This is a genomic window from Pantoea sp. OVA07A (assembly GCF_019969975.1).
Taxonomy (GTDB): Bacteria; Pseudomonadota; Gammaproteobacteria; order Enterobacterales; family Enterobacteriaceae; genus Pantoea; species Pantoea agglomerans.
Genome location: NZ_JAHXYM010000001.1, coordinates 1 through 20,322, shown reverse-complemented (window position 1 = coordinate 20,322; position 20,322 = coordinate 1). Strand labels below are relative to the sequence as shown.

Below are 20,322 nucleotides of genomic sequence, written 5' to 3'. Positions count from 1 at the left end.
TGCATCCGATCCGGCAGTGTTCAAAAAGAGCACAGCCAGCCGGCAGTAACTTGCTTCACAGTGACAGCTCAAGTAGCCTTGTCCCATCTCACTATTCTGACATCGAGTCTCCAGGCGCATGCTGAAACGCGTTTTCATTGGTCTGCTTTTCATCATCTTACTGATGATGGCAACGGCGCTCGGCCTTGATCGCTGGATCAGCTGGAAAACTGCGCCCTTTATCTACGAAAATGTCGCCTCTTTGCCACATCGTCAGGTCGGTGTGGTACTGGGTACGGCGAAATATTATCGCACCGGCGTCATCAATCAGTATTACCTCTATCGTATGCAGGGCGCGCTGAATGCCTACAACAGCGGCAAGGTCAATTATCTGCTGTTAAGCGGTGATAACGCGCTGCAAAGCTATAACGAGCCGATGACGATGCGCCGCGATCTCATCAAAGCCGGTGTCGATCCGGCTGATATCGTGCTGGACTATGCCGGTTTCCGCACGCTGGATTCGATTGTGCGCACCCGCAAAGTGTTTGATACCAACGACTTCATTATTATCACGCAGCGTTTCCATTGTGAGCGTGCCCTGTTTATCGCCTTACAGCTGGGTATTCAGGCGCAGTGTTATGCGGTGCCCTCACCGAAGAACATGCTTAGCGTGCGCTTCCGTGAGGTAGGTGCCCGGCTGGGCGCGCTGGTGGATCTCTTCCTGCTTAAGCGCGAACCCCGCTTCCTGGGCCCACTGGTGCCGATCCCCGCCGTACGCGATGTCCCTGAAGATGCGCAGAGTTACCCGGCAGTGACGCCGGAGCAGCTGCTGGAGCTGGAACAGAAGCTGCGGAAATAACGCACACACTGGGTTACTGCTTTACTGAGGTCTGGCAGTGACGTCCTGGGCTCAGGGAGCATACGCCTTCCGTAAAGACGCAAAAGACGCCATCACTGGCGGGGCTCAGCGCAGGCGATTACGCACCTCATCCCTGAGGTGCGCCCATAGACGGGCCAATGCATTGCGTTGTTCAAAAACGCTCCCGGCGTTTTGTCCATAGTCTGCGATGCTTTACTACGGGCATATGCTCCCATCGTTTTAAGTGGGTTAGCCGTCTGTTTGTATTTTCCTGGGCTTAGATGAATCTCACAGCAATAAATAAGCTCAACGCGCAGGAAACAGGGTCAGAAGAGGAAAGCGTCCCGCGTCAGGGACGACGCGGGCCGAGCGTGTCATGGATGACAGGTTTTGCGTCTTTCCGATCTGACCGTGTTCCCTACGCATACTCGATCTCACAGCAACGACCCCAGCACTCTCCGCTATAAAAAGCGTTCTGCGGAGGAATGACACGGGCAGATCATTTACTGGCCTTAGCGTCTTTCCGATCTGACCGTGTTCCCTTCGCATACTCGATCTCACAGCAACACCCACCACTTCCACATAATAAAAAAGCGACCCGAAGGTCGCTTTGTGAGCACTGAAGAAGACTTACTTCTTACGGGAATATTTCAGGGAATCCAGCGCCACGGCGAAGATGATGATGCCGCCTTTAATGATGTACTGCCAGTAAGGGTTGACGCCGATATAGGTCAGACCGTAGTTGATGACGGTGAAGATCAACACACCGGTCACTACGCCCGCCACGCTACCCACACCACCGGCGAAGGAGACACCGCCGACCACACAGGCCGCAATCGCATCCAGCTCATACATAAAGCCGAGGTTGTTGGTGGCCGAACCGATACGACCCGCTTCCAGCATCCCGCCGAAGGCATAGAACACACCTGACAGGGCATAAATCATGATCAGGTTCAGGTTGACGTTAACGCCTGAGACTTTCGCCGCTTCCGGGTTACCGCCGATAGCAAAAATGTTCTTGCCGAAACGGGTTTTATTCCACAGCACCCAGACGAAAATAATGGCAATCACGGCGTAAAAGGTGATGAACGAAAGCTTGAAATCACCAAAGCGTAAGAAGCCCTGGGTAAATTTCGAGAACCCTGTATCAAAACCGGCAATCGGTGATGCGCCAACAAAGTCGTAATAAAGTGAGTTGATACCGTAAACGATAATCATGGTGCCCAGCGTGGTGATAAATGGCGTTACCTTGAGGTAAGCAATAATCACACCGTTGACCAGACCAATCACGCCGCCGATGATGCACACGGTCAGAATAACCAGTGGAATCGGCACCGTATCCAGCGTCGGGAAGACCTTGTTCGCGTTATCCATCGCCTGCAGCAGCGTCGCGGCAACCACCGCCGCCAGACCGACCTGACGTCCGGCTGACAGGTCAGTACCCTGCGTCACAATCAGACCCGCCACACCCAGTGCAATAATAATGCGCACCGAAGATTGGGTCAGAATATTACTCAGGTTCATTAAACTTAAAAATGAGGGGTCCTGGAAAATAATAATAGCCAGCAATACCAGCAGCACGACATAAATGCCGCCCTCTTTTAACCAGGTTAGCGCATTCTTTTTTGTAGTCGCTTTCATGTTAACAGCCCTTGCTTCATTAAAGGTGTAATGACGCTAAACGCAATATTTCGTTCTGCGTGGTCGTTTTGGTATCAACTATGCCTGCTACCAGACCATTACTCATTACCAGAATACGATCGGTAATGCCTAACAGCTCCGGCATTTCGGATGAGATAATAATGATGCCCTTTTCTCTTTTCGCCAGCTCAGCAATTAACTGGTAAATTTCGAATTTTGCACCAACATCAATACCGCGAGTGGGTTCATCAAGCATCAGGATTTCAGGCTGGGTCAATAACCAGCGGCCAATAATTACTTTTTGCTGGTTACCGCCCGAAAGCGAACCAATCTGAGTATGGTGGCCTGGCGTTTTTACACGCATAGAATCGATCACCCATTGGGTATCACTCTTCATGCGTTTATTATCCAGCAGTCCCATACTGTTTTTATATTTTTTGATATTGGAAATAAGCGAGTTAAAACCAATGTCGAGGAAAGCATAAATACCGGTTGAGCGACGCTCTTCAGTCACCAGCGCAAAACCGTGGTTAATGGCTTCATTGGCGCTGTGATTATTAATCGGTTTGCCATGCAGTTTAATGGTGCCGCCCGATTTTTCGCGAATGCCAAACAGCGTTTCGACGATATCGGTACGTTTGGCGCCCACCAGCCCGGCAATGCCGAGTATCTCCCCTTTACGCAAATCAAATGAGATGTCGCGAATCGATGGCTGACGCAGTGACGTCAGATGACGCACCTCAAGAATCGTCTCGCCTGGCACGTTGGTACGGTCAGGGAAACGCTGGTTCAGTGAACGGCCAACCATCATGGAGATGATCTTATCCATATCCAGCCCTTCCAGCGGCTGAGAGGTGATCCACTGACCATCACGCAGGATAGTAATCTCATCACACAGCTGGAAAATCTCTTCCATTTTGTGCGAAATATAAACAATGCCACAGCCGCGATCTTTCAGCTTACGAATAATCGTGAACAGGTGATTAACCTCTTTCTCGGTTAACGAGGAGGTCGGCTCATCCATAATCACAATTTTCGCGTCATAGGAAAACGCTTTGGCAATTTCAATCATCTGCATCTGCGATACAGAAAGATTGGCAACTTTATCGCGCGGATCGATATCAATATCCAGCTCGTCAAAAATCGCTTTGGTATCCCGGTACATTTTATCCTGATCGACAAAGAAGCCTTTGCGCGGATAACGCCCAAGCCACATATTGTCCATCACGGTACGCTGCAGGACCAGATTTAATTCCTGATGCACCATCGACACGCCATTTTCCAGCGCCTCTTTGGAACTTTTATAGTCGATCTCTTTACCCTGAAACAGGATACTGCCGGTATCTTTTTTATAAATACCAAACAGGCATTTTAATAAGGTGGATTTCCCGGCACCGTTCTCGCCCATTAATGCATGAACAGAGTGAGGCCGCACTTTTAAATTCACATTATCTAACGCTTTAACGCCGGGAAATGATTTTGAGACATCCGTCATTTCCAGCAGATATTCTCGCTGCGCGGTCGTATTATCACTGGCCATATTTTACCTGGCTAAAAAACGGTGGTGACATAAAAAAGGCGCGACAGCGGTCGCGCCCGTAATCGATCTTATTTCACGAACTGAGACAGATTTTCTTTATCAACCGGCACGTAAGGAACGCGGACGATCTTATCAACCATCTTGAAGTTTGTTCCGTCGGTGGCGGCTTTGCCGTTAGCCAGATTGTTGGCAATATCCAGCGTTGCTTTCGCCTGGTTTTCCGCATCGTTCAGCACGGTACCGGCCAGCGCACCGGATTTCACCAGCGCCAGCGCTTCTGGCAGTGCATCGACGCCGAAGACCGGAATTGAGGTCATGTTGTGCGCTTTCAGCGCTTCAACCGCACCCATCGCCATCGCATCGTTGTTGGCAATCACAACTTCGATTTTTTTGGCATTCGGGCCTGACAGCCACGCATCCATCTTATCTTTGGCCTGCGCGGTATCCCACATTGCAGTATCCATCGCTAACTGCTGGGTTTTCAGACCATCTTTGTTCAGGGTATCGATCACATATTTGGTACGGGCTTCTGCATCAGGATGGCCCGGCTCGCCTTTCAGCAGCACGAACTGAATCTGACCATCTTTGTTCAGATCCCACGCTGGTGTGGCTTTCCAGTGCTTCTCAATCAGCTGACCCTGAATGATGCCTGACTCTTTAGAGTCGGTACCGACATAGTAAGCTTTGTCATAACCGGCCAGCACTTTGGCGTTAGGTTCTTTGTTGAAGAAGACCACCGGCACGTCGTTGGCACGCGCTTTGTCTACTACCACCGCAGCCGCAGCCGGGTCAACCAGGTTAATCGCCAGCGCTTTCACGCCTTTTGCCATCAGCACGTCAATCTGATCGTTCTGTTTGGATTGGTCATTCTGTGAATCATTCATCAGCAACTGCACGCCACCGATCGCTTTCGCTTCTTTCTCGATGTCTTTGCGCACCATTGACATGAAGTTGTCGTCATATTTGTAAATGGTCACGCCGATACGGGTGTCAGCTGCGTGAGCGGTTGCACCAAACATCATGCTGGCAACCAGTGCTGTAAGCGTGAAAACCTTCTTATTCATGGTATCTCCGGTTTTATTATGCAGGGTCTTTTTAGCGCTACCGCGCCATACAGGCGGGAGAGCAATCGGTAAAACAGATCGGCGCGTTGGTTAACGTAATGAGGATGTTAAGCCATTGAACACCGTCTAAAACCTGACTTCCCTGTGCCAGAATGCTTCCATGAAGAGGGTATGAACCCTTTAACCGGCTACTGAGACCACAACTGGTGCCGTTACACTGGCGTTACATAATGTTTCAGTCCGGTAAGACGCTGCCATCATAGTGAGAGCAATGTTAATTAACTGTGAATGTAATCACAGATTGAAAACGGTTACATGGCTGAATCGCCTGAATTAGTGACGGACTCCACATTTTGCCGCTGCGCCACCGAATGACGCCGCACCAGCGTTGGCATAAAGATGTGCGTTGCCGTGTCATCCAGCAGTCCGGCTGCGCCCTGCAGTGCCAGTTCAGTGGCGATTTTTGCCATAGATACAATGGGATAGCGCACAGTGGTTAACTGCGGATCGGTGTAACGGGAAATGGGGATATCATCAAAGCCAATGACAGAAAAATGCTGTGGCACCTGGATGCCGTTGTCTTTCAGCGCAGTGAGTGCGCCAGCCGCCATGCCGTCGTTATAGGCAAACACCGCACTGAGGTTGAGATTGCGTCCCAGCAGCTCCACCATCGCCGCTTCGCCGCCCTGCATATCGGGCTCTGCGCTGGCTATCCAGCTCTCCTGCGGCCGGATGCCCTGCTCTGCCATCGCCTGAATCCACCCTTCACGGCGCTGCGCCACATCTTCGATGGGATGGCTGGAACAGAGATAGCCAATGCGGCTATGCCCCTGTTGTAGCAGGGTTCGTGAAGCCATCAATGCACCCGTGACGTTATCCAGACTGACACTGCGGTGTTCAAATCCGGGCACGATGCGGTTAATCACCACCATGCCCGGAACGTGGCGCATAAAATCCGCCAGCTCAGCGTCAGGCAGTGTTTTCGCGTGCACCACCAGGGCGCTGCAACGCTGACGAATCAGCACTTCAATGGCATGACGCTCTTTCTCTTCCTGATGCCAGGAGTTGCTGATTAACACATGTTTGTGCACGCGCTGCGCCACGGTATCCACCGCTTTAACCAGCGCACCGAAGAAGGGATCGGAAACATCCATCACCACCACGCCAATGGTGTCACTGACCTGCGTCGCCAGCGCCTGCGCATTGGCGTTGGGGCGATAGCCCAGCGCTTCCACCGCCTGTAACACGGCGTCGCGGGTGTCAGAGGTGACGGCGCTGCTCTGATTGAGGACGCGCGACACGGTCGCCACCGACACGCCAGCCTGACGGGCAACATCACGAATTGTTATCATGCAGCAGTTCCACAAAGGAAAAATAAGGCATCACGCCGGGTTGAACACCGGCGCTATTTTGTCAGGGGCAGGAGGCGTACAGCGTGAATTGCGTCACATCAATGAAAACGGTTACATACAATTCTGTAACCTTTGTGATGGCGGTCATTATCTGGCGTTGTCAGTGATGCGCGATTTACCGGCTGAGATCAGCGTGAGGCGCCGCCACAGCCACTCCAGCGGACCCTGTGCGAAGAAATGTAACCAGATGAGTGAAAACAGGATATTGATAAGCCAGACCGCAGGCACCATCAGCACCAGCTCCAGCCGGGTAAAGTGCATATAGAAGCCGAAGCGATAGAATAGCGTGGTGCAGATCAGCGACTGCAGCAGATAGTTGGTCAGCGCCATGCGGCCCACGCACTGAATGGCATAGCTGATGCGCCAGCGCGCTATCTGCGGCCAGTAAGCCAGACAGAGCGCGGCATAGCCCAGGCTAATCAGCGGGCTGGCGAGATCGCGCGGGGTTTGCAGATAAAAAGCGGTCCAGCGGAATTCCCAATGTAACAGCCATTGCGCTGCCACACCGGCCACCGCAATTAACAACCCCATCGTCAGCAGCAGCGCCGCCGCCTGACGGTAATGTTGCGCTGAAAACTCGCCGATCAGCCAGCCACTGCGCAGCAGTGCGCCACCGATCATCATCAGGCCCGCCAGCTGCCAGCCATACTGCGCCGCCAGCGCCATCAGTCCTGACGAGAGATGATCCAGCCGGTTCTGTATCGCTTCCCAGCCGCCGGTCAGTTTCCAGTACTGTTCATATTGCAGATCGGCAGCACCTGGCAGCCAGGATCGGGTCGGTTCAGGATCGGAGATTGACCCAAACACCAGCAGAACGCCACAGCCCACCAGGTAGAGCAGAATGCCGGTATTCATCAGGCTGCGGGTGGAAGGGACATCGCGCACTACCCGCCAGACCACCAGCCCGATAATGCCGTAGTCCAGCAGGATATCGCCCTCCCAGAGAAAGACGCCGTGCAGAAAACCGATCAGCACCAGCAGTGAGAGCCGGGCAGTCAGCCAGCGACTGCCGCGTGGCAGCTGCATTTGCAGACCTGCGCCAAACAGCAGCGCAAACAGGGTGAGGAATTTGAGCTGGGCAAAGGCGTCAGAGATCGCCCATGTCCAGACATCGGACAGCCTGACGCTGCCCTGCCAGGCCGGATTAAGGTAGGCGGCAGAAGGCAGGCCAAAGCCGACAATATTGAGCAGCAGAATGCCGAGAATGGCACATCCACGAATGAAATCCAGCGCGTGATAGCGTTGCATGCGGCACCTGCACCATTGAGGCGGGCAACGTTATGCTCCCGCCGTAGACTCAACTATGGCGCACCGCGCGCAAAAATTCCTGGCGGGTATTCTGGCTGGACTTGAACAGGCCACCCAGAGAGGTCGTCGTGGTGGCACTGGTGGCATCTTTTACGCCACGCGCTTTCACGCAGTAATGCACCGCATCAATAGAAACAGCCACATTGTTAGTGCCCAGCAGCGTCTGCAGTGCAACCAGAACCTGCTGCGTCAGACGCTCCTGCACCTGCGGGCGCTGGGCGAAGAACTGCACGATACGGTTGATTTTCGACAGGCCAATCACCTTTTCTTTGGGAATGTAGGCGACGGTCGCTTTGCCATCGATGATCACAAAGTGGTGTTCACAGGTGCTGGTCAGCGTGATATCACGCACGGTCACCATCTCATCAACCTTCATTTTATTCTCAATGACGGTGATTTTCGGGAAGTTGGCGTAGTCGAGACCGGAAAAGACTTCATCCACATACATTTTGGCGATGCGATGCGGCGTTTCCATCAGGCTGTCATCTTCAAGATCCAGATTCAGCAGCTGCATAATCTCGGTCATGTGCCCGGCAATCAGACTTTTACGTGTGTTGTCATCTATATCGCGCGTCGGTGCACGTAACGGCGTTTCCAGTCCACGCGCCAGCAGCGCTTCGTGAACCAGGGCAGCTTCCTGACTTAGGGTGCTCATCTTACTCTTCTCCGGCTGGTGTTGCGCCCGCCAGCTTTTGCCAGCGGGCCCTGTAATCAGGCGCGTATTGTGAAACTTTCTTTGCGGGGAATCCAGCAATCAATCAGATTGGTGATGAAAGCTTTTCACCCGGTTCGCCGCCACACCAGCAGGCCGGCCCAGACCAGGCTAACCCCTGCAACCCACAGGGCAGGCTCCAGCCGATGTAACAGGGCTGTGGAGAGAAAAGAGAGCAGCGGGCCGACCAGCTGCCCGACCGCATAGCCGGTGGTCAGCAGGCCAGCCATGTAGCGCAGATGATTGGGTGCCAGCTCACGGGCGCAGAGCAGCGACAGCTGCACCACGCTGAGGAAACCGCCCCCCACCAGCAGCGCACCGGCCAGCAGACCGCTAAAGCCTGGCAGCAGCGCCGCGGCAAATACGCCCAGCGCCTGCGCCCACAGCACCAGTGCCAGGCGGACGTGGCTGTGCCCCCAGCGTCGCGTCAGGATCCCCAGCAGGATGCCGATCATCGCCGCGCCGCCAAAAATCGGCCAGACAAACTGCGCGAAGATGCCGTCAGGAAACCGCGTGGCGGCCATCTGCGACAAAAAGGTGGCGGGCAGAATGTAGCCAAAGCCTGCCAGACTGTAACTCAGTACCAGCCGTTTAAGGTTGCGATCCAGCACCAGCGGCTCGGGTGCCTGATCCGGGCGATGCAGTTCGCCCCGACGCGGCAGATTACGGGTAATCAGCGCAATCAGCAGCAGCGCCAGCGCACCATAAGCGGCCCAGGCCAGACCGGCAGAAACCTGCAATGTGTGCAGCGCTACCCCCAGCAGACCACTGACAAAAATGCCGCAGCCTGGCCCGGCAAAAACGGCCGCTGACAGCCCTGCCCGGCCATGGCGATGTAGCTGTTCATTGCTCCAGGCCGCCACCAGCACCATCGCCCAGCCGCTGGCCCAGCCAATCAGAAAGCGGATTGCGCCGTGCAGCCACGGTCCGCTGGCCAATGCTGAGAGCAGGGTCAGGATCACCGCGCCCCATACGCCCGCCTGCAATCGCAGCTCAACCCGCCGGTGTGCGCGCATGGCATCAAATGAGCCACACAGATAGCCAAGATAGTTAAGTGCCGCGACCAGGCTGGCACTGGTGAGTGTCAGTTGGTGTGCCTGAATCATCAGCGGCACCTGGGGCGTAAAGGCAAACCGCCCAATGCCCATCGCGACAAATAAGGTTAAAAACGCGCTGAGCGCGACGCGTAACGCCATTGCTGAACTCCTGTTGTTCTGCCCTGAGATCTCTTCTGACTTGCTAACAGCATGCAGGATGATTAAACTCACGGAAAGTGAATAATTTTAACCAACTTGCTTACAGGAAGAGAAGATATGGATTTAGTTCAGCTGCGTATGTTCTGTTCCGTCGCCGAAACGGGTTCACTGGCGCGCGCAGCAGAACAGCTGCATCGCGTCCCCTCTAATCTCACCACGCGGCTGCGCCAGCTGGAAGAAGAATTAGGTGTGGATCTCTTTATTCGTGAGAAACAGCGCATTCGCCTGTCACCAATGGGCCATAATTTTCTGAATTATGCGCAGCGTATCCTGGCATTAAGTGAAGAAGCGATGAGCATGACCCGCACCGGTGAACCGGCGGGCAACTTTGCGCTGGGCTCAATGGAGAGCACCGCGGCGACGCGTCTGCCCGGCCTGCTCGCCGCCTATCACCAGCGCTTCCCCAAAGTGGCGCTGTCGCTGATTACCGGCACCTCGGGCGAAATCATCGATCGGGTGCGTGAAGGCACCCTGGCGGCCGCGCTGGTGGATGGCCCGGTCTCCCATGACGATCTCAATGGCTGCATCGCCTTTCGCGAAGAGATGATACTGATCACCGGCCTCGATCATGCGCCAATCGCCACCGCGCGCGACGTGCAGGACGATACCCTGTTTGCCTTTCGCAACAGCTGCTCTTACCGGGTGAAGCTGGAGAGCTGGTATCGGGACAGCCAGACTGCACCCAACAGTGTGATGGAGATTCAGTCCTATCACGCCATGCTGGCCTGCGTGGCAGGCGGTGCGGGCGTAGCGATGATCCCGGCCTCGGTGCTGAAGCAGATGGCGGATCGGTCACGGGTGCAGGCGCATACGTTACCTCCCGCTTATCGCGACACCGCCACCTGGCTGATGTGGCGACGCGACGCCTTTACGCCGAATGTTGAAGCACTGAAGTACCTGATTATTGAACAATTTGACGATCGTCCGCTCAACGATGAGCTGATTTACCCATTACAGGCGGCGGAATAAGCGTTCCACGCTATGTTTAAGAGCCTGACTCACCAGGCTTTGAATCATCACGACCACCCGGCGCCACTGCGCGTCACAATCTGACTGGAAGAGGGATTGCATGAATATGATCAAAACCCGTGCCGCTGTTGCCTGGGCTGCTGGCGAACCGCTGAAAATCGAAGAAGTTGATTTAATGCCACCGCAGAAAGGTGAAGTGCTGGTGCGTATCGTCGCGACCGGCGTCTGTCATACCGACGCCTACACCCTGTCCGGCACCGACCCGGAAGGCGTTTTCCCGGCGATTCTTGGCCATGAAGGCGGCGGCATCGTCGAAGCCGTGGGCGAAGGCGTGACCAGCGTTGAAGTGGGTGACCACGTCATTCCGCTCTACACCCCGGAGTGTGGCAAATGTAAATATTGTCTTTCAGGCAAAACTAACCTCTGCCAGGCGATCCGCACCACTCAGGGCAAAGGCCTGATGCCGGATGGCACCACCCGCTTCTTTAAAGATGGCAAACCCATTTTCCACTATATGGGCACCTCAACCTTCTCTGAGTACACGGTAATCCCGGAGATCTCGCTGGCGAAAATCAGTAAAGAAGCGCCGCTGGAAGAGGTTTGTCTGCTGGGCTGTGGCGTGACCACTGGCATGGGCGCGGTGATGAACACCGCCAAAGTGAAAGAAGGCGACACCGTGGCGATTTTCGGTCTCGGCGGCATTGGCCTCTCTGCGGTCATCGGCGCGAAGATGGCGAAAGCAGGCCGCATCATTGCCATCGACCTTAACACCAGCAAATTCGATCTGGCACGTAAACTGGGTGCCACCGATCTGATCAACCCGAAAGATTACGACAAGCCGATTCAGGATGTGATTGTCGAGCTGACCGACGGCGGCGTGGATTTCTCATTTGAATGTATCGGCAACGTCAACGTGATGCGTTCCGCGCTGGAGTGCTGCCACAAAGGCTGGGGCGAGTCCGTGATTATCGGCGTCGCCGGTGCCGGTGAAGAGATCTCCACTCGTCCGTTCCAGCTGGTGACCGGCCGCGTCTGGCGCGGTTCCGCGTTTGGCGGCGTCAAAGGCCGTTCGCAGCTGCCTGGCATTGTGCAGGATTACCTCGACGGTAAATTTGCGCTGAACGACTTCATCACTCACACCATGCCGCTGGAAGAGATCAACGACGCCTTTGATTTGATGCACGAAGGAAAATCGATTCGCTCGGTCGTGCACTTTAACAAGTAATCAGGAGGCGTTATGGCATCCACTCTGGAGCTACTGGAAGAACACCGTATTTTTGGCGGCTGGCAGCAGCGCTGGCGTCATCAGTCTGCGGTGCTGAATTGCCCGATGACCTTCAGCATCTATCTGCCTGGGCCGCACGGTGATGCGCCGCCGCCGGTGGTCTGGTTTCTGGCCGGGCTGACCTGTAACGATGAGAACTTCACCAGCAAAGCCGGCGCACAGCGGGTTGCAGCGGAACTGGGTCTGGTGCTGATTATGCCGGACACCAGCCCGCGCGGCGAAGGGGTTGCGAATGATGAAGGATACGATCTGGGTCAGGGCGCGGGATTTTATCTCAATGCCACCCAACAGCCCTGGGCCAGCCATTTCCGCATGTTCGATTATCTGAGCAGCGAGTTACCCGCCCTGATTGCGGATAACTTCAAGGTCAGTGAACGTCAGTCGATTATGGGTCACTCCATGGGCGGACATGGCGCACTGATGCTGGCGCTGCGTCTGGGTAACCGCTTTGCCTCGGCTTCCGCTTTTGCACCGATTGTGAATCCGATGCAGGTACCCTGGGGCCAGAAAGCGTTTCAGGCCTATCTGGGCGACGATCGTGCAACGTGGCGGGAATATGACAGCTGCCAGCTGATGGCGGAGGTGTCGCATCGGCTGCCAATGCTGATCGATCAGGGCGACAGCGATCAGTTCCTGGCCGATCAGCTGCAACCGGAGCGGTTAGAAGACGTCGCGAATGAGGTGGGTTTCCCGCTGACGCTGCGCATTCAGCCGGGTTATGACCATAGCTACTTCTTTATAGCCAGCTTTGTGGAAGATCATCTGCGCTTCCATGCGCAGCATCTGCTGGCGTAAACAATCAGGGCCGCAATCGCGGCCCTGAACTTTTATGCCTGCTCTGCTGGCTAACGCTCTGTCACAGAGCCAGCGTCCTGCCAGCCTGCCCTGTAAAAATTTCTTTCTCAGAACAGTGATGCTCAGCGCCCTACCGGGCGCCTCCTCAATATCAGACCAGTGCCGGGCCGGTCAGCCCGTCGATCATCACCTGCGGGATACCACGCGAGCAGTGTTCGATACGACCATCGACGCCATACACTTTTGCCAGAGTGGCAGGCGTGATCACCTTATCCGGCTGCCCTTCCGCTACCAGCGCGCCCTGCTTCAGCATCAGCGCATGTTGCGCATGACGCAGTGCAATATTGATGTCATGCACCACTACCACCGTCACGATGTTACGCTGGGCGGTTTCGCGCCGCACCAGGTCCATTACGTGAAACTGGTAGTTGAGATCCAGCGCGCTCAGCGGTTCATCCAGCAGCAGCAGCTTAGGGCGACGGATCAGTGACTGCGCCAGCCCGACCAGCTGTTTCTGTCCGCCGGAGAGCTGATCGAGATATCGCATCGCCAGATGGGCAATGCCCAGTTGTTCCAGCAGATGCATGATTTCCGCTTCGCTGCTGGCGCTGTGCAGACCACCGGAGGCACGCTGCGCCACGATGATCGACTCCAGCACATGCAGATGTACGCCCGCAGGCAGCGACTGCGGCAGATAAACCACGTTCTTCGCACGCCGGGCAAACGGCTGGGTCATGAGATCCTCACCGTTGAGCCACATCTCGCCCTGGCCTTTATTCAGACCGGCCAGTGCACGCAGCAGCGTCGATTTACCACAGCCATTCGGCCCCAGCAGCACGGTGATCTCGCCGCGCGGCAGCGGCGCGATATTAAGATTATCAATGACTTTATTTTTTGGGTACCCGGCACTGAAGCCGCGTAACGTCAGACCCTGTTCCATCATACCGTCCCCCGATGACGCAGAATAATACTCAGGAAGAACGGCACGCCAATCAGTGAGGTGACAATGCCAACCGGGATGATTACACCGGGGAGCAGGTTTTTCGAGGCGACCGACGCCAGCGACAGCACCAGCGCGCCGACCAGCGCACTGGCGGGCAGATAGAAACGGTGATCTTCACCAAACATCATGCGGGCGATATGGGGAGCGACCAGCCCAATGAAACCGATCGGGCCGACAAACGCGACCGCCAGGGCAGAGAGGATACTGATGCGCAGTAACGTAGTCAGGCGCAGACGACGCACATCAATGCCAAAGCTTACCGCGCGGTCTTCGCCCAGACGCAGCGCCGTCAGCTTCCAGCTGCTCATCATTGAAAACGGTACCAGAATGGCCAGCGCCACGCTCAGCACGCCCAGCTTTTCCCAGGAGGCGCGCGCCAGGCTGCCCATGGTCCAGAACACCAGGCCCTGCAGGGTATCTTCGCTGGCGATGAACTGCATCATGGATACCAGGGCGTTAAAGGTGAAGACCAGCGCGATACCGAACAGCACCACGCCCGCCGAAGAGACCTGAGTCCAGCGGGTCACGGCATCCAGCATCAGCGCGGCAAACAGAGCAAAGACAAAGGCATTGGCAGAAATTAACCACTGATCGGGAATGCCGGGAATACCCACGCCGAGGATGATGGCCAGCGCGGCACCAAACGCCGCCGCCGATGAGACACCGAGGGTAAACGGACTGGCCAGCGGGTTATTCAGGATGGTCTGCATTTCCGCGCCCGCCAGACCCAGCGACAGCCCCACCACCAGCGCCATCAGCGCATAGGGCAGACGAATGTCCCAGACAATGACGCGCGTGCCGGCATCGACGCTCTCGGGGCTGAGCAGCGTATTCCACAGCGTTTCAAGTGAGAGTCCCGCCGGACCCAGCGTGAAGTCGAGGATCAGCGAGGCGAGTATCGCCAGCAACAGCACGCCAATCCAGATTAAGCGGCGGCGCAGCACCTGATGATAGTTCTGCATGGTGTGGTGAAGCGTCTCTTCCCCCGCCAGCAGCGAAGTTTCGGTAGTCATGTTTGAACCCTGTGTGGCTATCACGTCAGAAAACGCAGCCACAATAGTGCAGGTGATAATAATTATCAATTCGAGAACATAAGCGAGACGTGAAAAAACAGTAAAAAACGGTGTTGCAGGCAGGAGAATGGCTCAGGGAGCCTGCGCCTTTCGCAAAGACGCAGAACCCGCCATCCCTGGCGGGTTTTGTGCGGGCGATGACGCAGAGCTAATCTTTGTGAACCGGGAACTCCATTTCGCTGTACTTCACGAAACGGCTGCCGCGCGTCAGCTTGTAGCCGAACCAGATAATCAGGAACAGCGGAATGCCGATATAGGTTGCCGCCACGCCATACCAGTCGATGCTGTCGTTAAGGAATGCCTGGTAGTTCTGACCCAGCGTGATGATCAGGCAGAGCACAAAGGCGAAAATCGGACCCAGCGGGAAGAAGCCGGAACGGTAAGGCAGATCGTTCAGGTCACGTCCCTGGGCCACATAGCCCCGACGGAAGCGATAGTGACTGATGGCAATACCCAGCCAGGCAATAAACCCGGTCATGCCTGAGGTATTCAGCAGCCACAGATAGACTTCCTGATTACCAAATTTTGAGGTCAGGAAGCACAGTCCGGCCACCACGGTGGTGGCCCACAGGGCATTACGCGGCACGCCGCCCTTTGAGAGCTTCGCGAAAATCCGTGGCGCTTTACCTTCGCTGGCCAGGTTATAAAGCATACGCGTTGACGCATACATCCCGGAGTTACCCGCTGACAGCACAGCCGTCAGGATCACCGCATTCATGACGGCGGCGGCAGAGAGCAGACCGGCGTTCTGGAACACCAGGGTGAACGGGCTGACGCTGATATCGTCGATATCATTGTGCAGCAACTGCGGATCGGTGTATGGCAGGATCAGGCTGATAATCAGGATAGCGAACACATAGAACAGCAGGATACGCCAGAAAATCTGCCGCACAGCGCGCGGAATATTTTTCGCCGGATCTTCAGATTCGCCCGCCGCGATACCGATCAGTTCGGTGCCCTGGAAGGAGAATCCCACAATCATCGCCACCCCGATCATGGCCGCAAAGCCGCCCGCAAACGGCGCGTCGCCCACCTGCCAGTTTTGCCAGCCCGCATGTTCAGCACCGCGCATAATGCCGGTGATCATCAGCACGCCAACGATGATAAAGATAATCACGGTGGCCACTTTAATCAGCGAGAACCAGTATTCCGCCTCGCCAAAGCCTTTGACCGAAATGTAGTTGAGCAGGAACATCAGCCCCAGGAACAGCGCGCTCCAGATCCAGCCAGGCGTGTCGGGGAACCAGTAGTTCATCACCAGCTGGGACGCTACCAGGTCAACCGCGATGGTCACCGCCCAGTTGTACCAGTAGTTCCAGCCGAGTGCGAAACCAAAGCCCTCTTCGACATATTTCGCGCCGTAGGTGGCGAAGGAACCCGATACCGGCATGAACGCAGCCAGTTCGCCGAGGCTGGTCATCAGGAAGTAGACCATCAGGCCGATGAGGATATAGGAGAGCAGTGCTCCGCCGGGGCCAGCCTGAGCGATGGTGGCACCGGAGGCGACAAACAGGCCGGTACCAATGGAGCCGCCGATGGCGATCATCGTCAGGTGACGGGCTTTTAACGCACGTCGTAATGCAGGTTGTTGTGTTGTATTTGAGTCATTATGCATGTGTTAACGCTACGCTGGGTAAAAATGAGGCGCGATTGTAGCAGCCAGATCGCCTCTGTATAGCGAATGCCAACCTGTTATTAGTTAACTTCATGATCGCGCCGGAATTATTAGTAATTACTCGCGACAATAGGAAAAAAACCGCGTCAGTGCTTTGGAAATATGCTTCTGCCGGTGATGGATGCGATAGAGCGTGCGGATAAGACGCGGCAGCGGAATCGTCAGTTCAACCAGCGTGCCCGCCTCCAGCAGATCGGCAATCACCCGGCGCGAAAGACAGCTGATGCCCATGCCGTGCCGCACCGCATGCTTGATCGCCTCGGAATTGCCCAGCTCCATGCCCAGCTGAAAACTCGGCAGATGCGACAGCAGCAGATAATCGACAATTTCACGGGTGCCGGAGCCGCGTTCGCGCAGGATCCACGGGGCGTCAGCCAGAGTTTGCAGCGTCACCGGCTGTTGCAGAATCGCCGCGTCTGGTGCGGCAAAAACCACCAGTTCATCTTCGAGCCAGGGTTCACTGACCAGCTCGGTCATATGGCACGGCCCTTCAATCAATCCGACATCGACGCGGAAATCGGAAACCGCCTGAATCACATCCTGACTGTTGCCGACACTCAGCTCCAGCGGCAGGCGGGGAAAATCGCGACGATAAGCGGCCATCATACCTGGCAGCAGATAGTTACCGATGGTGCTGCTGGCAAAGATGCGGATCGCGCCGTTATCCTCTTTAAACAGCTGCTCGATTTCGCCCGCCTGCTCCAGCAGCCCTACTGCACGGGGATAGAGCAGCCGTCCATGCTCATTCAGCACCAGCCGTTTGCCAACCCGGTCAAACAGTTGCACGCCGAGCTGACTCTCCAGATCGGCCAGCGCTGCACTCACCGCCGACTGCGACAGCGCCAGCAGTTGCGAAGCCTGAGTGGTGGAGCCGCTCTTAAGCACTTCGGTGAAAACTTCAATTTGCCGCAGCGTAATGTGCATCGTTGCCTCTTAACTCAGTGACTGCCTGACCAGGTAAATGATTAATGCCAGCCAGATCAGCCCTATCGCCACCAGCCAGCCTGCAATCTTTTTGCCACGCGAACGTTGAGACTGCGCCCGCTCGCTGCTGCTGATGCGCACCTCTCTCGGCAGTAAACGCAGCAGCACCATGACGCCCGTCGGAATAATCACCGCGTCATCCAGCAGACCGACAAAGGGGATCACATCAGGAATGATATCGATCGGGCTGATGCCATAGGCGACCAGCCCCAGCATCCCCAGCTTGTTCCACCAGGGTGTGCGGGGATCGCGGAAGGCAAACCCCAGCACAAACACATCTCTTTTGATCAGCGTCGCCCAGCGGCGCAGACGCGAAACTATCATGATTGCTGCCTTATCGTTTATTCTGGTTAATTATAAATATATTATCAATTTCACTTTTAAGCCAGTCGCCGTCATGATCGGGTCTCAACCAGGAGGAGTGACCACCATGACTGAACTGAGCATCGCTAAACCGCATCATCCCGTTCCGCTCTGGATCCCGGGTCTGCTGCTGACCGCCGTGATTGCCGGGGCAGCCAGCTGGCTGGCGCAGCAACCGATAATTGCCGCGCTGGGGCTGGGTTCACTGACTCTGGCGATTATGCTGGGCATCCTGGTCGGTAACAGCATCTATTCGCCGCTGGCGTCACGCTGCGACAACGGCGTGCTGCTGGCTAAGCAGAAACTGCTGCGGCTGGGGATCGTCCTGTTTGGCTTTCGCATTACTTTACAACAAATCGCTGACGTCGGTTTCAGCGGCATCCTGATTGATGCGCTGACCCTGACCAGTACCTTCCTGATAACCTGCCTGCTGGGCATGCGGCTGCTGAAGCTGGATCGCGATACCGTCTGGTTGATTGGTGCGGGCAGCAGTATCTGCGGTGCTGCGGCTGTACTGGCGACCGAGCCGGTAGTGAAAGCCGCGCCGTCGAAAGTTGCGGTGGCTATCGCGACCGTGGTGCTGTTCGGCACGCTGGCGATTTTTATCTATCCGCTGCTGTGGCCGCTGGCGCATGAGCTGTTCCCGGATCTCAGTGCGGCGCAGTTCGGGATTTTTACCGGCTCAACCATCCATGAAGTGGCGCAGGTGGTGGCCGCCGGACACAGCATCAGCCCGGAAGCCGAGAACAGCGCGGTCATTGCCAAAATGCTGCGGGTAATGATGCTGGCTCCCTTTTTGCTCTGCCTGAGCGCCGTGATACGCGGCAAACGTCAAGGAAGCAACGCGCGTCAGGCTGTGACATTTCCCTGGTTCGCCCTGCTGTTTATCGGTGTTGCACTGTTTAACTCGCTGCAGCTGCTGCCTGCCATGGTGGTGGCGACGCTGAATCAGCTGGCGGGTCTGCTGCTGGCGATGGCGATGGCGGCGCTGGGATTGACCACCCGTTTCGGGGCATTGCGTGAGGCAGGCGTTAAACCGCTGCTGCTGGGTGCGATGGTGTTTGCCTGGTTAATCGCCGGCGGCGGTGCAATCAATCTGCTGGTGCAACATTTCATGGGCTAGCGGCATCGGGTATCATGCCGTCTCATCCGTGCACAGCCCCAGGAGAAAGGCATGAAATATATTGGCGCACACGTGAGTGCGGCAGGTGGCGTGGATCAGGCAGTGATCCGCGCCCATGAAATAGAAGCCACCGCCTTCGCGCTCTTTACTAAAAATCAACGTCAGTGGAAGGCCGCCCCGCTCTCGACTGAGGTGATTGATGCTTTTCGTGCCGCCTGCGAGACGTACAAATTCGGTCCGCAGCAAATCCTGCCGCACGACAGTTTCCTGATAAACCTGGGTCATCCGGTTGAAGAGGCGCTGGAGAAATCCCGCGCGGCTTTTATTGATGAGCTGCGACGTGCCGACCAGCTCGGCCTGACTTTGCTGAACTTCCATCCGGGCAGCCATCTGCATCAGATTGATGAGGAGGCCTGTCTGAAGCGGATTGCGGAGTCGATCAACATCGCTCTCGACCAGAGCCAGAATGTCACCGCCGTCATTGAGAATACCGCCGGTCAGGGCAGTAATCTGGGTTTCCGCTTCGAGCATCTCGCCACCATTATTGAGCATGTTGAAGATAAGTCGCGTGTCGGTGTCTGTATTGATACCTGCCATGCGTTTGCTGGTGGCTATGATCTGCGTACCGAAGCGGATTGCGAAGCGACCTTCGCCGAATTTGAGCGCATTGTCGGCTTTAACTATCTGCGCGGCATGCACCTTAACGATGCTAAAAGCGCCTTCGACAGTCGCGTCGACCGCCATCACAGCCTGGGTGAAGGCAATATCGGCAAAACAGCGTTTAGCTGGCTGATGAAAGATCCGCGGTTTGATGGCATCCCGTTGATTCTGGAAACCATTAATCCTGATATCTGGAAAGATGAGATTGCCTGGCTGAAAGCCGAACAGCAGGGATAGAAAAGGGAGCCAGCTGGCTTAATGCTGGTCAGTTAAGATTAGATTTGTAAAGGCTGTCACGGTCAAACGTGGCAGCTTTTTTGTCAGTGCGAGCGAGCCGCAGTGCGGGCCTGAGCACCTCTGCTGCTGCCGGGCCGTCCTCGCGCCGCTCACGCGGTACCTTCGGCTTTGACGTCGTGCCGACGAACCGTTCGGGGATCGGCCCTCCCTGGCCGGCCCCGAACTGTCCACGCTTCCCGGCGTGACTTCTGGCCCACCGTCACGCCTCAGCGCTGCGGATAGCCCTTTCAGCAGCAGAGGCGCTCAGGCCTCCACTCTCGTGCCCTTTTTAACAGTACACACTGAAGTTTCAGAGCAGGCCGGTGGCGGGCAGGGGCAGGCAAT

Annotated in this window: 18 protein-coding genes; 6 read left to right on the top strand and 12 right to left on the bottom strand. The window is 55.9% G+C overall.

All coding sequences use genetic code 11. From position 1 onward, the window contains the following. The first annotated feature begins 118 nt into the window (after positions 1-118). Positions 119-838 carry an outer membrane permeability protein SanA gene (sanA, locus tag LC417_RS00090; RefSeq protein WP_010248246.1) on the top strand — a complete coding sequence of 240 codons (720 nt, stop codon included), beginning with the start codon at positions 119-121 and terminating at the stop codon, positions 836-838. Positions 839-1,468: 630 nt separating this feature from the next. Here sanA and mglC read toward each other — a convergent pair. The 7 genes from mglC to LC417_RS00055 all read right to left on the bottom strand — a co-directional run bounded on the left by mglC (position 1,469) and on the right by LC417_RS00055 (position 9,711). Then, positions 1,469-2,479: a galactose/methyl galactoside ABC transporter permease MglC gene (mglC, locus tag LC417_RS00085; protein WP_010248248.1), complete on the bottom strand. Its 1,011-nt coding sequence runs from the start codon at positions 2,477-2,479 to the stop codon at positions 1,469-1,471. 19 nt (positions 2,480-2,498) lie between these two features. Continuing rightward, positions 2,499-4,019 (bottom strand): galactose/methyl galactoside ABC transporter ATP-binding protein MglA, encoded by a 1,521-nt coding sequence (gene mglA / locus LC417_RS00080; RefSeq protein WP_010248250.1) that lies wholly within the window; start codon positions 4,017-4,019, stop codon positions 2,499-2,501. A gap of 68 nt (positions 4,020-4,087) precedes the next feature. Beyond that, positions 4,088-5,083: a galactose/glucose ABC transporter substrate-binding protein MglB gene (gene mglB / locus LC417_RS00075; protein WP_010248252.1), complete on the bottom strand. Its 996-nt coding sequence runs from the start codon at positions 5,081-5,083 to the stop codon at positions 4,088-4,090. Positions 5,084-5,394: 311 nt separating this feature from the next. Further along, on the bottom strand, positions 5,395-6,435 hold the full coding sequence (gene galS / locus LC417_RS00070; protein ID WP_022625039.1) for an HTH-type transcriptional regulator GalS: 1,041 nt from the start codon (positions 6,433-6,435) through the stop codon (positions 5,395-5,397). A 147-nt stretch (positions 6,436-6,582) separates the two neighbouring features. After that, positions 6,583-7,743, bottom strand: a complete 1,161-nt coding sequence (gene yeiB, locus LC417_RS00065; RefSeq protein WP_223565305.1) for a DUF418 domain-containing protein YeiB — start codon at positions 7,741-7,743, stop codon at positions 6,583-6,585. Positions 7,744-7,792: 49 nt separating this feature from the next. Further along, positions 7,793-8,458: a GTP cyclohydrolase I FolE gene (gene folE, locus LC417_RS00060; RefSeq protein ID WP_010248259.1), complete on the bottom strand. Its 666-nt coding sequence runs from the start codon at positions 8,456-8,458 to the stop codon at positions 7,793-7,795. A gap of 125 nt (positions 8,459-8,583) precedes the next feature. Beyond that, positions 8,584-9,711 carry a YbfB/YjiJ family MFS transporter gene (locus LC417_RS00055; protein WP_039389265.1) on the bottom strand — a complete coding sequence of 376 codons (1,128 nt, stop codon included), beginning with the start codon at positions 9,709-9,711 and terminating at the stop codon, positions 8,584-8,586. Positions 9,712-9,828: 117 nt separating this feature from the next. On the opposite strand from LC417_RS00055, the gene LC417_RS00050 reads away from it, so the two are divergent. The 3 genes from LC417_RS00050 to fghA all read left to right on the top strand — a co-directional run bounded on the left by LC417_RS00050 (position 9,829) and on the right by fghA (position 12,820). Next, positions 9,829-10,740 (top strand): LysR family transcriptional regulator, encoded by a 912-nt coding sequence (locus tag LC417_RS00050; protein ID WP_010248266.1) that lies wholly within the window; start codon positions 9,829-9,831, stop codon positions 10,738-10,740. A 100-nt stretch (positions 10,741-10,840) separates the two neighbouring features. Next, the gene (locus tag LC417_RS00045; RefSeq protein WP_010248270.1) at positions 10,841-11,965 is read left to right on the top strand and encodes an S-(hydroxymethyl)glutathione dehydrogenase/class III alcohol dehydrogenase; all 1,125 of its coding nucleotides are present in this window, start codon (positions 10,841-10,843) and stop codon (positions 11,963-11,965) included. Between the two features lie 12 nt (positions 11,966-11,977). Then, a complete protein-coding gene (gene fghA, locus LC417_RS00040; protein WP_022625042.1) occupies positions 11,978-12,820 on the top strand; it encodes an S-formylglutathione hydrolase in 843 nt (280 codons plus the stop codon). 151 nt (positions 12,821-12,971) lie between these two features. Here the strand turns inward: fghA and LC417_RS00035 are convergent, their stop codons facing one another. From LC417_RS00035 to LC417_RS00015, 5 genes are all read right to left on the bottom strand, one after another. Next, a complete protein-coding gene (locus LC417_RS00035; protein WP_010248276.1) occupies positions 12,972-13,760 on the bottom strand; it encodes an ABC transporter ATP-binding protein in 789 nt (262 codons plus the stop codon). Beyond that, entirely contained in the window at positions 13,760-14,836 is a 1,077-nt protein-coding gene (locus tag LC417_RS00030) for an iron ABC transporter permease (protein ID WP_010248280.1), read from the bottom strand. Before LC417_RS00030 ends, LC417_RS00035 begins: the two co-directional genes overlap by 1 nt. Before the next feature lie 208 nt (positions 14,837-15,044). After that, positions 15,045-16,511 carry an amino acid permease gene (locus LC417_RS00025; RefSeq protein WP_022625044.1) on the bottom strand — a complete coding sequence of 489 codons (1,467 nt, stop codon included), beginning with the start codon at positions 16,509-16,511 and terminating at the stop codon, positions 15,045-15,047. A gap of 117 nt (positions 16,512-16,628) precedes the next feature. Beyond that, a complete protein-coding gene (gene yieE / locus LC417_RS00020) occupies positions 16,629-17,495 on the bottom strand; it encodes a DNA-binding transcriptional regulator YeiE (RefSeq protein WP_010248285.1) in 867 nt (288 codons plus the stop codon). A gap of 9 nt (positions 17,496-17,504) precedes the next feature. After that, positions 17,505-17,879: a YkvA family protein gene (locus tag LC417_RS00015; protein WP_010248287.1), complete on the bottom strand. Its 375-nt coding sequence runs from the start codon at positions 17,877-17,879 to the stop codon at positions 17,505-17,507. A 106-nt stretch (positions 17,880-17,985) separates the two neighbouring features. Here LC417_RS00015 and LC417_RS00010 point away from each other — a divergent pair, with 106 nt between their 5' ends. Together LC417_RS00010 and nfo are read left to right on the top strand one after the other, a co-directional pair. Continuing rightward, complete coding sequence (locus tag LC417_RS00010) at positions 17,986-19,041, top strand: YeiH family putative sulfate export transporter (protein WP_223565304.1); 1,056 nt, start codon at positions 17,986-17,988, stop codon at positions 19,039-19,041. Positions 19,042-19,092: 51 nt separating this feature from the next. Next, on the top strand, positions 19,093-19,938 hold the full coding sequence (nfo, locus tag LC417_RS00005) for a deoxyribonuclease IV (RefSeq protein WP_010671008.1): 846 nt from the start codon (positions 19,093-19,095) through the stop codon (positions 19,936-19,938). Positions 19,939-20,322 lie beyond the last annotated feature (384 nt).

Excerpts from the sequence above, each read along its gene's own strand:
- sanA (WP_010248246.1), top strand. The coding sequence starts at position 119 with ATGCTGAAACGCGTTTTCATTGGTCTGCTTTTCATCATCTTACTGATG.
- mglC (WP_010248248.1), bottom strand. The coding sequence starts at position 2,479 with ATGAAAGCGACTACAAAAAAGAATGCGCTAACCTGGTTAAAAGAGGGC.
- mglA (WP_010248250.1), bottom strand. The coding sequence starts at position 4,019 with ATGGCCAGTGATAATACGACCGCGCAGCGAGAATATCTGCTGGAAATG.
- mglB (WP_010248252.1), bottom strand. The coding sequence starts at position 5,083 with ATGAATAAGAAGGTTTTCACGCTTACAGCACTGGTTGCCAGCATGATG.
- galS (WP_022625039.1), bottom strand. The coding sequence starts at position 6,435 with ATGATAACAATTCGTGATGTTGCCCGTCAGGCTGGCGTGTCGGTGGCG.
- yeiB (WP_223565305.1), bottom strand. The coding sequence starts at position 7,743 with ATGCAACGCTATCACGCGCTGGATTTCATTCGTGGATGTGCCATTCTC.
- folE (WP_010248259.1), bottom strand. The coding sequence starts at position 8,458 with ATGAGCACCCTAAGTCAGGAAGCTGCCCTGGTTCACGAAGCGCTGCTG.
- LC417_RS00055 (WP_039389265.1), bottom strand. The coding sequence starts at position 9,711 with ATGGCGTTACGCGTCGCGCTCAGCGCGTTTTTAACCTTATTTGTCGCG.
- LC417_RS00050 (WP_010248266.1), top strand. The coding sequence starts at position 9,829 with ATGGATTTAGTTCAGCTGCGTATGTTCTGTTCCGTCGCCGAAACGGGT.
- LC417_RS00045 (WP_010248270.1), top strand. The coding sequence starts at position 10,841 with ATGAATATGATCAAAACCCGTGCCGCTGTTGCCTGGGCTGCTGGCGAA.
- fghA (WP_022625042.1), top strand. The coding sequence starts at position 11,978 with ATGGCATCCACTCTGGAGCTACTGGAAGAACACCGTATTTTTGGCGGC.
- LC417_RS00035 (WP_010248276.1), bottom strand. The coding sequence starts at position 13,760 with ATGGAACAGGGTCTGACGTTACGCGGCTTCAGTGCCGGGTACCCAAAA.
- LC417_RS00030 (WP_010248280.1), bottom strand. The coding sequence starts at position 14,836 with ATGACTACCGAAACTTCGCTGCTGGCGGGGGAAGAGACGCTTCACCAC.
- LC417_RS00025 (WP_022625044.1), bottom strand. The coding sequence starts at position 16,511 with ATGCATAATGACTCAAATACAACACAACAACCTGCATTACGACGTGCG.
- yieE (WP_010248285.1), bottom strand. The coding sequence starts at position 17,495 with ATGCACATTACGCTGCGGCAAATTGAAGTTTTCACCGAAGTGCTTAAG.
- LC417_RS00015 (WP_010248287.1), bottom strand. The coding sequence starts at position 17,879 with ATGATAGTTTCGCGTCTGCGCCGCTGGGCGACGCTGATCAAAAGAGAT.
- LC417_RS00010 (WP_223565304.1), top strand. The coding sequence starts at position 17,986 with ATGACTGAACTGAGCATCGCTAAACCGCATCATCCCGTTCCGCTCTGG.
- nfo (WP_010671008.1), top strand. The coding sequence starts at position 19,093 with ATGAAATATATTGGCGCACACGTGAGTGCGGCAGGTGGCGTGGATCAG.